Origin of the sequence: Citrobacter sp. BDA59-3, from assembly GCF_015167655.1 — a bacterium.
GTDB lineage: Bacteria > Pseudomonadota > Gammaproteobacteria > Enterobacterales > Enterobacteriaceae > Phytobacter > Phytobacter diazotrophicus.
In genome coordinates this window covers 5,146,829-5,161,987 of record NZ_CP063427.1, presented here as the reverse complement: position 1 = coordinate 5,161,987, position 15,159 = coordinate 5,146,829, and the positions used below count along the sequence as shown (strand labels likewise).

The window sequence follows — 15,159 nt, the reverse complement described above, 5'->3', positions numbered from 1 at the left end:
CAAGAGGAGGCCCTCATCAAGAGGGCCGGATTGCTGATTACGCGTGCTCACGCCAGGCGATTTCAATTTCCTCGGCGAGGATTTTCACGCCGGCTTCGATTTTTTCCGGGTCTGGCACATAGTTCATGCGCATACACTGGTGCGTGTGCGGCCATGGTTTATCCAGCCCAGGAAAGAAATAGTCGCCGGGGACCATTAACACGCCGCGCTTTTTCAGTCGCTGGTACAGCAGTTCGGTCGTGATCGGCAGGTCTTTAAACCACAACCAGAGGAAGATGGCCCCTTCGGGCTTGTGGATCAGGCAGCGCTCTTCCGGCAGATAGCGGCGAATAATCGCGATCGTTTCCTGCACACGCTGGTAGTAAAACGGCTTAATCACGGTTTCCGACAGGCGCAGCAGATCGTTGCGCTTAATCATTTCGCACATCATGGCCGGGCCAATACCGCCCGGTGCGAGACTGATAATGCCGTTCATATTACGGATGGCGGATATCACTTTGTCGTTGGCGATGATAATACCGCAACGGCTTCCCGGCAGGCCCAGTTTCGACAGGCTCATGCAGAGGATAATATTCGGATTCCATAAAGGCCGCGCTTCGCTAAAAATAATGCCCGGGAAGGGGACGCCATAGGCGTTATCAATAACCAGCGGAATGCCGTGTTGATTGGCCAGCGCATCCAGTTTGATCAGCTCTTCATCGGTAATAACGTTACCGGTTGGGTTGGTCGGGCGCGATACGCAGATCATCCCGGTCTCTTCACCGATGTGCAGGTGTTCGAAATCGACATGGTATTTGAACTGGCCGTCCGGCAGCAATTCGATATTCGGGCGTGCGGAGACAAACAGATCTTCTTCCAGCCCGGAATCGGCGTAGCCGATGTACTCAGGCGCTAATGGAAACAGCACCTTACTGGTGGTTCCGTCGGCACGGCGACCAGCAAACAGATTGAATAAGTAGAAAAACGCGCTTTGGCTGCCGTTTGTCAGTGCAATATTTTGTGGTTCAATGTCCCAGCCCAGTTCATCGCGCAGCATGCTTGCCAGCGCCGTCAGCAGTTCGGTCTTCCCTTGTGGGCCATCGTAATTACAGAGCGCATCAGTGGCTTTGCCGTTTTCGACCATTTCTGCCAGCAGATTATGGAAGTAGTCGGTCATCGCCGGAATTTGCGCCGGGTTACCGCCGCCGAGCATGATGGCGCCCGGTGTGCGCAGGCCATCGTTAAGGTCTTCCATCAGGCGGGTGATGCCTGCGTGACGGGTAAATTTGTCGCCGAAAAGTGAAAATGTCATAGCTGCTGTTCTGTCGGGCCGATTTTAAAAATGGCTAACCATAGCGCTACATACCCTGCTGTGCAAATCGGATGAGATGGGGTGTGGTGACGTTTTATTTTGTGAATTTATTGTTTGGTGGGTTTTTATATTGTAATGCCGATGAGTTTGTCGTCCCGGTCAGCGCAGCGCCGCCAGGGTGTCCCGGATGCGGCGTAAGCGCTACGCAGGAAGAGAATCAGCGATTCCCCGCCCAGACCACCATCACTTTGTCGCCGTTGTGCTCGCGCACGAAGCCGTATCCTTGTGGCAGGCTAAGCGTTGTCTGCTTACCCGCCCCCAGTGCCGGGTGACGCGCGCGGAATTGCCCCAGCGTTTGCCAGTGTTGCAGGGTTGGCGCCGCCTTGCCGTTGATGTCCTGCCAGTTCATGTCCGAACGTGTCCCCTGTAGCGGGTCGGAGCCGGTCGGTCCGAAAGGCCGGCTGGTTTCATCGCCATAAAAAATTTGTACCGCCCCCGGCGCCAGCATCAGCAACTCTGCCGCTTCCTGGCCGCCGTCGCGGAACAGACGCGTGTCATGGGAAGAGAGATAACTCAGCGCATTAAAACCCTGCAGCTTTTCTGCCATCTGCTGCCAGACGAGATCCATATTCGCCAGGCATTTCACCGCACCTGCGGCCTGTTCCTGGTAATCAAAATTGATCATGGCGTCGAAGCCATGGTTGTAATAATCGCTGCGCATGACACCGTGCCCCCAGGATTCTCCGGTCATCCAGAACGGCGCGTCGTCGAGTTTTTTCTGCGGGTTCGCTTTTTTCCATTCGGCCAGCGCGTCGGTGGCCTGGGTTTTCAACTGTTGCCAGGCCGCGAGTTCGACATGTTTGGCGGTATCGACCCTGAAACCGTCGATGCCGTAATCACGCACCCACTGACTTAGCCAGTGAGTCAGGTAATCTCGCGGCGTGTAGCCAGGGATCTCTCGTGCGGCGGTATCGGGTTTATGACGATAAAAGTTCGGTAATCCTGACGGTGTGGTGGATTCGGTTTTCAGATCCGGCAGAAAGGCCAGCGACATGGTCAGGTCATCGAAGCCGGGGTTGTCGTAGTCGCCAATATCGGTGCGGATCCACTTTTTGCCCCACCAGTTCTCCCAGGCCGCTTTGTCGCTGAAATTGATAAAGTCGTTAAAGCTGTGCCAGCTTTGCCCTGGGCCTGGCCGCCAGTCTGTCCAGCGCTCGCCGAGCACTTTTTTGCGCTCTTCACCCTGAACATACAGCGCGCCGAACTGAAATTCCTGCATATCTGCCAGCGTCGCGTAGCCGGTGTGGTTCATCACCACGTCAAAAAGGATACGGATACCGCGCTTATGGGCTTCATCGACCAGAGTACGTAAATCCGCTTCGCTGCCCATGTTGGCGTCCAGACGGGTCCAGTCCTGCGTGTAGTAGCCATGATAGGCGTAATGCGGAAAATCGCCTTTTGTTCCACCCCCTACCCAGCCGTGGATTTGCTCAAGCGGTGAGCTGATCCACAGGGCGTTGACGCCAAGCTGCTGCAGGTAGTCGAGTTTGCTGGTAAGCCCCTTCAGATCGCCGCCGTGAAAGGTTCCAATCTCCTGCATCCCGTCTTTGTGGCGTCCGTAGCTGTTGTCATTCGACGGATCGCCGTTGACGAAGCGGTCAGTCAGCACGAAATAGACCGTCGCATTTTGCCAGCTAAAAGGGGCAGGGGCGGCGGTTTCAGCGCGTTCGAGCAGCAACAGGCCGCCGCTACCGTTAGCCGGTTGCAGCGTTATCTTGCCGTTTTGCACCATCGCTGTTTTCTGGCTGTAGAAATCGCGCACCATGCTCCCTTCCGGGAACGTCTTACTGACATCCAGCGTCAGGGCTTTACCGTCCCAGGTGGGACACTGGCGCACAATATTAACGGCCTGGGTGACGGCTTCGCTTTTTACCGACAGCATTAGCGTTGGCGTGCCGGAGCGGGTATCGAGTTGAATCTGATAATTCCCTTCACGGAAAACGCGCCACTGGGGGGCATCGCCTGTGCAGGGTTTGAGGGAGAGCATCTGGTTGAGTTTGATGTCGGCGGCAGGCTGCCAGCATTGCTGATCAAGGTGCAGCGTCAGCGGGTATGATCCTTTCTGTAATGTGCTGTTGCTACGCCAGACTCCGGTACCATCATCGGAAAAGGCAGAGAGACCGGGAGCCGACCAGTTAGCGCTGGCGAAGGCCGGTATAAGCAGGAGAAAAAGGGCACTGTATTTCATCTGATCCTTCCCGAGGCATCCGTTTTTACCATTGTGTCATTAGCCCGGCGCGGGCAACTCATCCCGTGAATGCAATCGCCAGGGTGGAGAGCGCCGGGTGAGTGATCGTGCGCAAATTTTGCGCAGAATTTGCGATAACCGCCACAAATCTATGCTGTTGTTTTCGCGACGTAGCAGGTTTGAGATGACAGGCTTTCGGAATTGGATTATTTCTGTACGTGCCCTGAAGCGCTATTTTTGATATGATTTGAGATTCAGCTCTCAAATTTGTGTAAAAAATAAGGTGTTGGAATGTTTATATCCGACCAGGAGACTTAATGATATCGACTCCCTTGCGACGACTAGGGGCCACGATACTCATGTTACTCACCATCGCATTTTCAGGTGAGGTGCTTGCGCAGACGCACAGCAAAACAGCGAGTCACAAAGCCCCAATCTCAAAGACGACCGGTACAAAACAGGCAAGCAGTAAACAAGAGTATTCTCGCAATAGTGTAAATAGCAGTTCACTTCCTGACTTGCGAAAATACCCTTCCGGAGCACCAAGAAAGAAAGCGTTTCTCCGGACGGTCATGCCTTATATTACCAGTCAAAATGCAGCGATTACCGCTGACCGTAACTGGCTGATGTCACGTCAATATAGCCAACAATGGTCGACGGCGGACCGTACACGCTTGAAGGATATCGCCAAACGCTACAAGGTGAGCTGGTCTGGCAATACCCGCCGCATTCCGTGGAATGCGTTGATGGAACGCGTGGATATCATCCCGGACAGCATGGTCGCGACCATGGCGGCGGCGGAAAGCGGCTGGGGTACTTCAAAACTGGCGCGTACCAACAACAACCTGTTCGGCATGAAATGCGGGAAAGGCAGTTGTAAAAACGGTCCAGGCAAAGTGAAAGGTTATTCGCACTTTGAATCGGTGAAAGAGTCCGTGGATGCTTATGTAGTGAATCTGAACACTCACCCGGCTTATGCTTCTTTCCGTAAGTCCCGTGCGCAGTTGCGTAAAGCGGACCAGGAAGTGACAGCCAGCAACATGATTCATAAGCTGAAAGGCTACTCAACGAAGGGCGCGAGCTATAACAACTATCTGTTTGCCATGTATCAGGACAACCAGCAGCTCATCGCCTCGCATATGTAATAGTCACATGTCATCGCATAACGCCTTCCACCCGGAAGGCGTTTTTCTTTTCTGAATACACTGTTCCTGAATGCCGCGTTAAATCAGTGTCTCACCGTAGCGTTCACGGTAATCCTTCGGCGTGCTGTCGTACTCTTTGCGAAACACCGAATAGAAATATTGCAGTGACGGATAGCCACACATCTGCGAAATTTCGTTGATGGAAAGGGAGGTGGAAACCAGCAGGCTGCGTGCTTTTTCCAGTTTTTCCGCGTGGATCACCGCATGGATGGTTTCGCCCACTTCCTCTTTAAAGCGCTTTTCCAGATTCGAACGTGAAATCCCGACGGCATCCAGCACTTGTTCTACTTTGATCCCCTTACAGGCGTGATTACGGATGTAATGCATCGCCTGAATGACCGCCGGGTCATTCAGGGAGCGGTAATCCGTTGAACGTCGCGCCACCACGCGTACCGGTGGAACCAGCAGACGCTGCAGCGGCATCGGTTCGTTGTCCAGCAGGCGATGCAGCAGTTTCGCCGCCTGATAGCCCATCTGCCGGGTTCCCTGCGCAACCGACGAGAGCGCTACGCGTGACAGGTAGCGAGTCAGCTCTTCGTTGTCGATGCCAATCACGCAGAGTTTCTCCGGCACCGGAATATGCAGATGGTCGCATACCTGGAGCACGTGACGGGCGCGGGCATCGGTAACGGCAATAATACCCGTCTGCGGTGGCAGCGTTTGTAGCCAGTCCGCCAGCCGATTTTGGGCGTGCTGCCAGTTCTCAGGCGCGGTGGTCAGCCCCTGATAGACCACCCCGCGGTATTTCTCCTGTGCGACCAACTGACAAAACGCATGCTCTCGCTCAACGGCCCAACGTTTACCGCTGGAGGTGGGCAGACCATAGAACGCAAAACGGTGCACCCCTTTCTCTTTGAGATGCAAAAAGGCCTGCTCGACCAGGGCAAAGTTATCGGTGGCGATATAGTGCACCGGCGGGTAGTTTTCCGGTGCGTGATAGGAGCCGCCGACGCCGACAATCGGTACGTCGACATCGGCCAGCAGGCGCTCAATTTCAGGATCGTCATAGTCGGCAATGACGCCATCGCCGAGCCACTCTTTGATGTTTTCGATGCGGGTACGGAAATCTTCCTCGATGAAGATATCCCACTCAGATTGTGACGCCTGCAAATATTCACCAACCCCTTCAACCACCTGGCGGTCATAGGCTTTGTTGGCATTGAATAACAACGTAATGCGGTGGCGTTTCTCGAACATATCGGTTCCGTCGCTGGTTAATCATTAATTCTGATTATCATATTCGGCACACTGCCGGAGAAAAATCTTCCGGCAGTGTGATCGCTCCTGGTTTCACGCCCGACGTTTGGTGGCGGAGTCCATCCATACCGCCAACAGCAAAATGGCTCCTTTCACGATGTACTGCCAGAACGTGGGCACATCCATCATGCTCATGCCGTTATCCAGTGACGCCATGATAAATGCCCCCATCACCGCGCCCGCCACGCTACCAATCCCGCCCGCGAGGCTGGTGCCGCCGATAACGCAGGCGGCGATAGCGTCCAGTTCAGCAATGTTGCCCGCCGAGGGTGAACCCGCCCCCAGACGTGAGCTGAGAATCAGCCCGGCAATCGCTACCATCAAGCCGTTAATGGCGAACACCGCCAGCTTGGTGCGTTCCACGTTGATTCCGGACAGGCGTGCGGCCTCCAGGTTACCACCGATAGCGTAGATACGACGACCAAACGCGGTACGCGTAGCCATAAACATCCCCGCCAGCAGCAGGAAGACGAGCAGCAATACCGGCGTCGGGACACCGCGATAATCATTGAGCAGCCAAATGGCACCGAGCACCAGCACGGCGATGAGCGACTGGCGACCCACGACAGAGGTGGACGCGGTGGTGGTCAGCCCCATCGCCTGGCGGCGCAGTCGTCCACGCCACTGCCACAGAATGAAGGCGACAAGACCCAGCGCACCCACGCCGAAACCGACACCATCAGGCAGATAGCTTTGCCCGATTTGCGACATGGCAGCGCTGGTGGGTGAGACGGTTGTGCCATTGGTGATGCCAATCAGCACGCCGCGAAACGCCAGCATCCCCGCAAGGGTGACGATAAACGACGGCACCTTACGGTAGGCGACCCACCAGCCGTTCCACGCACCCAACAGTAAACCCAGTACCAGCGTGACCACAATGGTCAGCGGTAAAGGCCAGCCCAGCCAGACGTCGAAAATCGCCGCCGCGCCGCCCAGCAGGCCCATCATCGAGCCCACGGAGAGGTCGATTTCCGCCGAGATAATGACGAACACCATGCCCACCGCCAGGATGCCAGTGATGGCCGTCTGGCGCAGCAGGTTTGAGACGTTACGCGCGCTCAGGTAAGCGCCGTCGGTCATCCAGGTAAAGAACAGCATGATCACAGCGATGGCCGCAATCATGACAAAGACCTGGAAATTCAGAGACTTCAATCCTTTGAAGGCACCCGGTACCGGGGCGGATAGTTTCATTTCAGACGGGTTGCTTTTCGACATGATGTTCGCTCCTCAGCGCCGCTTCCATGACCTGCTCCTGGGTCAGTTGATGATTAATTAGGTCGGCTTTTAGCTTGCCTTCATGCATCACCAGTACCCGATCGCTGAGCCCCAGCACTTCGGGCAATTCGGAAGAGATGACAATAACGGCAATCCCCTGCTGTACCAGTTGATTGATTAATTTATAAATTTCGTATTTCGCGCCGATATCAATCCCGCGCGTCGGTTCGTCGAGGATCAGAATGCGCGGGTTGAGCAGCAGGCAGCGGGCAAGAATGGCTTTTTGCTGATTCCCACCGCTCAGGCGACCAATCGCCAGGTCGGGGGAGGAGGTTTTCACTTTTAGACGTTGCAGCGACTGCAAAATGCAATGCTGCTCTGCTGCATCGTCCAGACTACTCAGCGTGCCGGAAAACTGGTCCAGCGCCGCGAGGGTGATGTTTTTACCGACGGCCATCACGGGGACGATGCCATCTTTCTTGCGGTCTTCTGGCACCATCGCGATACCACTGGCAATCGCCTGCTGGCAGTTATGGATATGCACCTGTTTGCCATCAAGGAAAATATTGCCTTCCCAACGTCCCGGCCAGACGCCAAACAGGCACTGTACCGCTTCGGTTCGCCCGGCGCCCACCAACCCGGCAATACCCAAAATTTCGCCACGTTTAAGTGAGAAAGAGACGTCATTGACTCGCTTGATGTGTTTATTGACCGGATGCCAGGCGGTTAAATGCTCAACACGTAAGATCTCATCGCCGGTGGTGTGCGGTTCGTTGGGGTAGAGCGCGGTGAGTTCGCGGCCCACCATCATGGTGATGATGTCGTCTTCGCTCATCCCGGTGGCATCGCGCGTGCCGATATGCTGACCATCGCGGATCACGCAGATGATGTCAGAAATAGCCTTCACCTCGTTGAGTTTGTGCGAGATATAAATACAGGCGATACCGTGGTTTTGCAGATCGCGAATGATATCCAGTAAGACGGCTGTTTCCTGCTCGGTGAGTGAGGCGGTAGGTTCATCAAGAATAAGCAGACGGACCTGTTTATTCAGCGCTTTGGCGATTTCTACCAGTTGCTGTTGCCCAAGCCCGAGATCGCCGACACGGGTATTGGGGGAAATCGTCAGACTGACCTGGGCGAGCAGCTTTTCGCAGCGCAGCGTCATGGTGTCGTAGTCCATCACGCCGTGATGGGTGATTTCGGTGCCAAGAAAGATGTTTTCCAGCACCGTCAGGTGCTTAACCAGCGCCAGTTCCTGATGGATTATCGCAATGCCTTTACGCTCGGTATCACGGATATGCCCGGCCTGTAGGGTTTCGCCAGCGAAAACAATTTCGCCATCATAGCTGCCCCAGGGATAGATGCCGCACAGTACTTTCATCAGCGTGGATTTGCCGGAGCCGTTTTCACCGCAAAGGGATAACACTTCGCCTGCATTGAGCCGCAGACTCACGTTATCAACGGCCTTGACCGCGCCAAAGGCCTTGGTGATGTTCTTCATTTCAAGTAAATAAGGCATAACTGCTCCACGTAATTCGAGGTATTCACAGTGCCTGAAGACATGTTCCGGCGTGCCTCCTGTAGGGAGACACGCCGCGAGGCTTAGAGCTGATCTTTCTGATGGAACCCGTCTTTGATAACCGTGGCGTCGATGTTGTCTTTGGTGACTTCAATCGGCGTCAGCAGACGGGCGGGGACGTCTTTCAGACCGTTGTTGAGGGTGGAGTCCGCTTTTGGCTGTTTGCCATTACCGAGCTCAACGGCGATTTCTGCGGCCGTGTTAGCCAGTTGGGTGATGGGCTTATAGACCGTCATGGTCTGGCTGCCGTTGATCAGGCGTTTAATCCCGGCGAGGTCGGCATCCTGGCCTGAAATGACGACTTTGCCTGCCAGGCCTTGAGCGCTCAGCGCCTGAATTGCGCCGCCTGCGGTCGCATCGTTAGACGCCACGACAGCGTCGATTTTGTTATTGTTCGCCGTGAGGGCGTTTTCCATGATTTTCAACGCATTTTCAGGCAGCCAGCCGTCGACCCACTGATCGCCGACAATTTTAATCTTGCCGCTATCAATGTACGGTTTTAATACTTTCATTTGGCCTGCACGGAACAACTTAGCGTTATTATCAACGGGCGAACCACCCATCAAAAAGTAATTGCCCTGAGGCACTTTGCTGACCAGGCTTTGCGCCTGCAATTCACCAACCTTTTCATTGTCGAAGGAAATATAAAAATCAATGTCGGCATTATTGATCATACGGTCATAAGCCAACACTTTAATCCCTTCTTGTTTGGCCTCTTTTACAACATTACTTAATACCTGACCGTTGTAGGGAATAATAACCAGAACATCAACGCCGCGGTTGATCATATTTTCGATTTGCGACATCTGGGTTTCTTCATTACCGTTAGCCGACTGGACAAAAACCGTGGCACCCAGCGATTCGGCTTTTTTCACGAAAATATCACGGTCTTTCTGCCAACGTTCGAGGCGTAAGTCATCAATCGCCATACCGATTTTTACTTCTTTTGCGTGACCCGCCATGCTGGCGAGCAGCAAAGAAGCACACAAAGTAAGGCAAAGGTTCTTTATCTTCATAATAGTAATACCTTTTTGTAGGGTGACGAAGCGAGATAAAAGAAACATGCACTGCGATGAACGTTGCAAATTTTTAACGCGTAAGCGGTGGCTGGCAATTCCTGGTTTTTATCCCGGCGTTATGTTTTTTGGTTTATTTGTGGAAGTTTGACGGTGATCTGATTTTAAAATAAGCGGAAACGGTTTTGCAGGCGGCAACAATTAAGCAAGCGGCCTGGTTATGGCTTATTTTGCGAGGTGGCGCACATTTGCGTATTCTCTTAATGTCAGTGTGAAATAACGTAATTGAGCAAGGCGAGGAGAGAATCCAGTATTACCTGGAAAATGAATCTTTGCCGACACCTGATTATGGAGCTCATTATGCATGCTTATTTCGACCAGCTCGAACGTGTTCGTTATGAAGGCCCGAAAACAACCAACCCTTTAGCGTTTCGTCATTACAACCCGGACGAGTTAGTGCTGGGTAAGCGAATGGAAGATCACCTGCGCTTTGCCGCCTGCTACTGGCATACATTCTGCTGGAACGGTGCGGATATGTTTGGTGTGGGATCATTCGACAGACCGTGGCAACAGCCGGGCGACGCGCTGGCGCTGGCGGAGCGCAAAGCGGATGTAGCGTTTGAGTTCTTCCACAAACTGAATGTGCCTTACTACTGCTTCCACGATGTCGATGTCTCGCCGGAAGGGGCTTCGCTGAAAGAGTACCTGAATAACTTTGCCCATATGGTGGATGTGCTGGCGCAAAAACAGCAGCAGAGCGGCGTGAAACTGCTCTGGGGTACCGCCAACTGCTTTACTAACCCGCGCTATGGCGCAGGGGCTGCCACTAACCCGGATCCCGAAGTATTTAGCTGGGCTGCGACCCAGGTCGTCACCGCGATGAACGCAACTCATCAGTTGGGTGGCGAAAACTATGTGCTGTGGGGCGGTCGTGAAGGGTATGAAACCCTGCTCAATACCGATCTGCGTCAGGAGCGTGAGCAGATTGGCCGCTTCATGCAGATGGTTGTTGAACACAAACATAAAATCGGCTTCCGTGGCACGCTGCTGATTGAGCCAAAACCGCAGGAACCGACCAAACATCAATATGATTATGATGTGGCAACGGTGTACGGCTTCCTCAAACAGTTCGGTCTGGAAAAAGAGATTAAAGTGAACATCGAGGCGAACCACGCCACGCTGGCCGGCCACTCTTTCCACCATGAAATTGCCTCTGCCATTGCGCTGGGTATCTTCGGTTCGGTCGATGCTAACCGCGGCGACGCGCAACTGGGTTGGGATACAGACCAGTTCCCGAACAGCGTGGAAGAGAACGCGCTGGTGATGTATGAAATCATCAAAGCGGGCGGCTTTACCACTGGCGGCCTGAACTTTGACGCCAAAGTGCGTCGTCAGAGCACCGACAAATACGATCTGTTCTATGGCCACATTGGCGCAATGGACACCATGGCGCTGGCGCTGAAAGTGGCCGCGCGGATGAGTGAAGACGGTGAGCTGGATAAACGCGTCGCGAAACGCTATGCCGGCTGGAATGGTGAACTTGGCCAGCAAATTCTGCAGGGCCAGCTAACGCTTGCTGAACTGGCGAAGTACGCTGAACAGCAAAACCTGGCGCCACGCCATCAGAGCGGGCATCAGGAACTGTTGGAAAATCTGGTAAACCATTACCTGTTCGACAAGTAACCGGCGCTGGCCTGCATTCGGGCCTGCACACCGACCAGGCCCGGAACGCATTGCGTTACCGGGCAGTTTTTTAAGGAGCCATCTATGTATATCGGGATTGATCTTGGCACATCAGGGGTAAAAGCAATTTTGCTCAGTGAGCAGGGCACCGTACTGGCCTCACAAACGGAAAAGTTAACGGTGTCGCGCCCGCGCCCTTTGTGGTCGGAGCAGGACCCGTTGCACTGGTGGCAGGCCACGGACCGGGCGATTCGCGCCCTCGGCGAACAGCATTCATTACAGCAGGTGAAGGCCATTGGCCTGGCCGGACAAATGCACGGCGCCACGCTGCTTGATAACGAAAATCAGGTACTTCGTCCGGCTATTCTGTGGAATGACGGGCGCTGCGCCGAAGAGTGTGCGCTGCTGGAAGCGCAGGTAAAAAACGCACGGGCGATAACCGGCAACCTGATGATGCCGGGGTTCACCGCGCCAAAATTACTATGGGTGAAGCGCCACGAACCTGACGTGTTTGCCCGCGTGGCGAAAGTCCTGCTGCCGAAAGATTATTTGCGCTGGCAAATGACCGGACAGTACGCCAGCGATATGTCGGACTCAGCCGGTACAATGTGGCTGGATGTGGCAAAACGCGACTGGAGCGACGAGATGCTCGCCGCCTGCGCGCTGACCCGCGACCATATGCCTGCCTTGTTCGAAGGCAGCGACATCACAGGCACCTTGCTGCCGGAGGTGGCAGCGCGCTGGGGCATGGCACAGGTTGCCGTCGTTGCGGGCGGCGGCGATAACGCGGCGGGTGCCGTCGGCGTTGGCATGGCGGACGCCGGGCAGGCGATGCTCTCCCTGGGAACGTCCGGCGTCTATTTTGCGGTCAGCGAAGGTTTCCTCAGCAATCCCGAAAGCGCGGTGCACAGTTTCTGCCATGCGCTACCGGGACGCTGGCATCTGATGTCGGTCATGCTGAGCGCCGCTTCCTGCCTGGACTGGGCCGCGAAGCTGACCCGGCTGGATTCTGTACAGGCGCTGATTGCCGCAGCGGAACAGGCGGATGACAGCGCGGGCGATCTCTGGTTCTTACCCTATCTTTCCGGCGAGCGTACGCCGCATAACAACCCGGAAGCCAAAGGCGTGTTCTTTGGCCTCACCCATCAGCACGGGCCGAATGAGCTGGCGAAATCGGTGCTCGAAGGGGTGGGCTATGCGCTGGCAGACGGGATGGATGTGGTGCACGCCTGCGGCGTGAAGCCGCAAAGCATCACGCTTATCGGCGGTGGGGCGCGCAGCAGCTACTGGCGACAGATGCTGGCGGATATCAGCGGCCAGCAGCTTGATTACCGCACGGGGGGCGATGTCGGCCCGGCTTTAGGCGCGGCACGTCTGGCGCAAATTGCCGCCAACCCGGATGTCCCGGTGACCCGCCTATTGCCACAACTGCCGATTGAACAGCAGCACCAGCCGGATGCCGCGCGCCATGCGTTGTATCAACCGCGCCGCGAAACCTTCCGTCGTATTTATCAGCAGCTTTTACCGCTGATGTCGTAACGTCTGTGTCCTCCCCGTTTGTGCGGGGAGGATGTTCGTCTGTAATCCACCTGATGATGTCCTTTTTTGGTCTTAGCGCCTTGCCCGTTCCTTGCCAGAATAGTCCTACACCCACTGCGTAAGGAGTCCCAAAATGTCACGTACCGCCCTTATCAATATCGATACTCAGAACTCTTTCCTGCATCGCGATAGCTGGCAGGAGGACAATTTCCCCGCTTTTCGCGACGCCATGTTGAACCTGATAGCCGGCTGTATTGCGCGGGATGTGCCGGTGGTAGACATTTTTCATGTCGCTGACGGCGGGCCGTTCGCGCTGGAAAGTGGTTATGTCGCGCCAATGGCCTTTTTGCAACATCAGCCTGCGGTGACTTTCTACAAGCATGTGCATAATGCCTTTACCGATACCGGGCTGGATCACTGGCTGCGTAAAGAGGATATTAATCATGTCATTATTTGCGGGATGCGCACCGAACAGTGCTGCGAAACGACGGCCCGCGTGGCGTCAGATCTTGGCTACAGTGTGACCTTTGTCAGTGAAGCGACGTTAACCTTCCCGATGACGCATAAAGGGATTACGCTGGACTGCGACGCGCTGCGTCATCGTACGGAAACGGTGCTCGAAGGCCGTTTCGCCACCGTGAAAACTGTCAGTGAAACTCTGGGATCCCTATGACCACCGATGTCTGGTTCGTGATGTTGCCGGGCGTGCTGGCGCTGGATATGACCGGCCCGGCAGAAACCTTCTCCCTGGCGGGAGAGGCCTTTCGCTTGCATTACATTGGACCGGACGCAGAGGTGCCGACCTCTATCGGCCTGACGATGGGCAATATTGCGCCGCTGCCGGACAGCCTGCCGGAAGGCAGTCTGCTGGTATTGCCCGGCGTTCATCAGTCCGCACACTATTTTGCCACGCCCCAGGCTGATACCGTCCGCCACTGGCTGATGCGCATGCAACCGCTGATCCACAGCCAGAAGGTGCTGTTGATGTGTGTCTGTTCCGGCTCGCTATTAGCGGCAAAAGCAGGGCTGATGACGGGGATTCAGTGCACCACGCACCACGATGTGATTGCCCGTCTGAGGGCGGCGGCACCTGCCGCGCTGGTCAAAGAGAACCGGATTTTCATTGAAGACAGAGGGATCTGGACCAGTGCGGGGATCACCTCCGGTATTGACCTGACGCTGCACATTATTCACCGGCTGTGCGGGCCGGAAACGGCGCTGGCGGTGGCTCGCGAGATGGTGGTCTGGTTCCGTCGTTCCGGCGATGACCCACAGCTCTCACCGTGGCTGCGCTATCGCAATCATCTCCACCCGGCGGTTCACCGCGCGCAGGATGTGCTTACCGCCGAGCCGCAAAAACCCTGGCAACTGGCGGATATTGCTGAGCAGGCGCACGTGAGCCCACGGCATTTAACACGTCTGTTTCAGCAACACCTGGGCATCAGCGTGCGTGATTATCTGGAACAACTACGTCTGGCGGTGGCTGAACAGTGGCTAATACAAGGACGGGGTACGGAGCAGGCCGCGATGGCCGCCGGGTTTTCCTCACCCCGCCAGTTGCACCGCGCGCGCCAGCGCGCCGCCGGGTAACGTCACTATTGGTGTTTTCTGAAAAACTGCTCTCCCTCTCCCGCTTCGCCTCCGTGCCTTTACTATGGGTTACCAAAAACGGAGGGTGTTATTTATGGAAAAAAACGCAGTACATGTTTCTCCCGCGTTCAATATCGTGTCGTGGGTTGCCCTGATGGGGGGCGTGGCGTCTTATCTGGTAGGTCTGTGGAATGCCGAGATGCAACTGAATGAGCGGGGTTATTACTTTGCGGTGCTGCTTCTTGGACTTTTTGCCGCAGCCTCCTATCAAAAAACGGTCAGAGACCGCTACGAAGGTATTCCCACCACGCAGATGTATTACTTTATGTGCCTGATAACGTTTATTCTTTCTATCGGCTTGCTGCTTGTCGGATTGTGGAATGCGACACTGCTGCTCAGTGAGAAAGGGTTTTACGGACTGGCCTTCTTTCTTAGTCTGTTTGGCATTGTCGCCGTGCAAAAAAATGTCCGTGATGGTTGGGATCAAACCGAGCCGGAAGTCGTACCCGCTGAGGCGGAGGAGTAAGTTCAATCGC

At 55.1% G+C, this 15,159-nt stretch carries 12 protein-coding genes; 6 read left to right on the top strand and 6 right to left on the bottom strand.

The window, feature by feature from the left end; genetic code table 11:
- Positions 1–37: 37 nt before the first annotated feature.
- Both avtA and IP582_RS24310 read right to left on the bottom strand, forming a co-directional pair.
- The gene (gene avtA, locus IP582_RS24315; protein ID WP_039080166.1) at positions 38–1,291 is read right to left on the bottom strand and encodes a valine--pyruvate transaminase; all 1,254 of its coding nucleotides are present in this window, start codon (positions 1,289–1,291) and stop codon (positions 38–40) included.
- A 217-nt stretch (positions 1,292–1,508) separates the two neighbouring features.
- The gene (locus IP582_RS24310; RefSeq protein ID WP_193794661.1) at positions 1,509–3,539 is read right to left on the bottom strand and encodes an alpha-amylase; all 2,031 of its coding nucleotides are present in this window, start codon (positions 3,537–3,539) and stop codon (positions 1,509–1,511) included.
- Positions 3,540–3,856: 317 nt separating this feature from the next.
- Here IP582_RS24310 and IP582_RS24305 point away from each other — a divergent pair, with 317 nt between their 5' ends.
- Positions 3,857–4,684: a protein bax gene (locus IP582_RS24305; protein WP_039080168.1), complete on the top strand. Its 828-nt coding sequence runs from the start codon at positions 3,857–3,859 to the stop codon at positions 4,682–4,684.
- A 78-nt stretch (positions 4,685–4,762) separates the two neighbouring features.
- Here the strand turns inward: IP582_RS24305 and xylR are convergent, their stop codons facing one another.
- From xylR to xylF, 4 genes are all read right to left on the bottom strand, one after another.
- Entirely contained in the window at positions 4,763–5,941 is a 1,179-nt protein-coding gene (gene xylR / locus IP582_RS24300; RefSeq protein ID WP_039080169.1) for a D-xylose utilization transcriptional activator XylR, read from the bottom strand.
- Positions 5,942–6,034: 93 nt separating this feature from the next.
- Complete coding sequence (xylH, locus tag IP582_RS24295) at positions 6,035–7,216, bottom strand: xylose ABC transporter permease XylH (RefSeq protein WP_039080170.1); 1,182 nt, start codon at positions 7,214–7,216, stop codon at positions 6,035–6,037.
- The gene (locus IP582_RS24290; RefSeq protein WP_039080171.1) at positions 7,194–8,735 is read right to left on the bottom strand and encodes a xylose ABC transporter ATP-binding protein; all 1,542 of its coding nucleotides are present in this window, start codon (positions 8,733–8,735) and stop codon (positions 7,194–7,196) included. Before IP582_RS24290 ends, xylH begins: the two co-directional genes overlap by 23 nt.
- 83 nt (positions 8,736–8,818) lie before the next feature.
- Positions 8,819–9,811 (bottom strand): D-xylose ABC transporter substrate-binding protein, encoded by a 993-nt coding sequence (gene xylF / locus IP582_RS24285; protein ID WP_039080172.1) that lies wholly within the window; start codon positions 9,809–9,811, stop codon positions 8,819–8,821.
- A 360-nt stretch (positions 9,812–10,171) separates the two neighbouring features.
- Here xylF and xylA point away from each other — a divergent pair, with 360 nt between their 5' ends.
- The 5 genes from xylA to yiaA all read left to right on the top strand — a co-directional run bounded on the left by xylA (position 10,172) and on the right by yiaA (position 15,149).
- On the top strand, positions 10,172–11,494 hold the full coding sequence (xylA, locus tag IP582_RS24280; RefSeq protein ID WP_039080173.1) for a xylose isomerase: 1,323 nt from the start codon (positions 10,172–10,174) through the stop codon (positions 11,492–11,494).
- Positions 11,495–11,578: 84 nt separating this feature from the next.
- Positions 11,579–13,033: a xylulokinase gene (xylB, locus tag IP582_RS24275; protein ID WP_193794660.1), complete on the top strand. Its 1,455-nt coding sequence runs from the start codon at positions 11,579–11,581 to the stop codon at positions 13,031–13,033.
- A 133-nt stretch (positions 13,034–13,166) separates the two neighbouring features.
- On the top strand, positions 13,167–13,706 hold the full coding sequence (locus IP582_RS24270) for an isochorismatase family protein (RefSeq protein WP_193794659.1): 540 nt from the start codon (positions 13,167–13,169) through the stop codon (positions 13,704–13,706).
- The gene (locus IP582_RS24265; RefSeq protein ID WP_193794658.1) at positions 13,703–14,623 is read left to right on the top strand and encodes a GlxA family transcriptional regulator; all 921 of its coding nucleotides are present in this window, start codon (positions 13,703–13,705) and stop codon (positions 14,621–14,623) included. Before IP582_RS24270 ends, IP582_RS24265 begins: the two co-directional genes overlap by 4 nt.
- Positions 14,624–14,717: 94 nt before the next feature.
- Positions 14,718–15,149, top strand: a complete 432-nt coding sequence (gene yiaA / locus IP582_RS24260; protein WP_039080177.1) for an inner membrane protein YiaA — start codon at positions 14,718–14,720, stop codon at positions 15,147–15,149.
- Positions 15,150–15,159: the final 10 nt, after the last annotated feature.

Coding starts and splice junctions, on each gene's coding strand:
- xylF (WP_039080172.1), bottom strand. CDS start 9,811: ATGAAGATAAAGAACCTTTGCCTTACTTTGTGTGCTTCTTTGCTGCTC.
- xylH (WP_039080170.1), bottom strand. CDS start 7,216: ATGTCGAAAAGCAACCCGTCTGAAATGAAACTATCCGCCCCGGTACCG.
- xylB (WP_193794660.1), top strand. CDS start 11,579: ATGTATATCGGGATTGATCTTGGCACATCAGGGGTAAAAGCAATTTTG.
- xylR (WP_039080169.1), bottom strand. CDS start 5,941: ATGTTCGAGAAACGCCACCGCATTACGTTGTTATTCAATGCCAACAAA.
- IP582_RS24270 (WP_193794659.1), top strand. CDS start 13,167: ATGTCACGTACCGCCCTTATCAATATCGATACTCAGAACTCTTTCCTG.
- IP582_RS24310 (WP_193794661.1), bottom strand. CDS start 3,539: ATGAAATACAGTGCCCTTTTTCTCCTGCTTATACCGGCCTTCGCCAGC.
- xylA (WP_039080173.1), top strand. CDS start 10,172: ATGCATGCTTATTTCGACCAGCTCGAACGTGTTCGTTATGAAGGCCCG.
- yiaA (WP_039080177.1), top strand. CDS start 14,718: ATGGAAAAAAACGCAGTACATGTTTCTCCCGCGTTCAATATCGTGTCG.
- IP582_RS24305 (WP_039080168.1), top strand. CDS start 3,857: ATGATATCGACTCCCTTGCGACGACTAGGGGCCACGATACTCATGTTA.
- IP582_RS24290 (WP_039080171.1), bottom strand. CDS start 8,735: ATGCCTTATTTACTTGAAATGAAGAACATCACCAAGGCCTTTGGCGCG.
- IP582_RS24265 (WP_193794658.1), top strand. CDS start 13,703: ATGACCACCGATGTCTGGTTCGTGATGTTGCCGGGCGTGCTGGCGCTG.
- avtA (WP_039080166.1), bottom strand. CDS start 1,291: ATGACATTTTCACTTTTCGGCGACAAATTTACCCGTCACGCAGGCATC.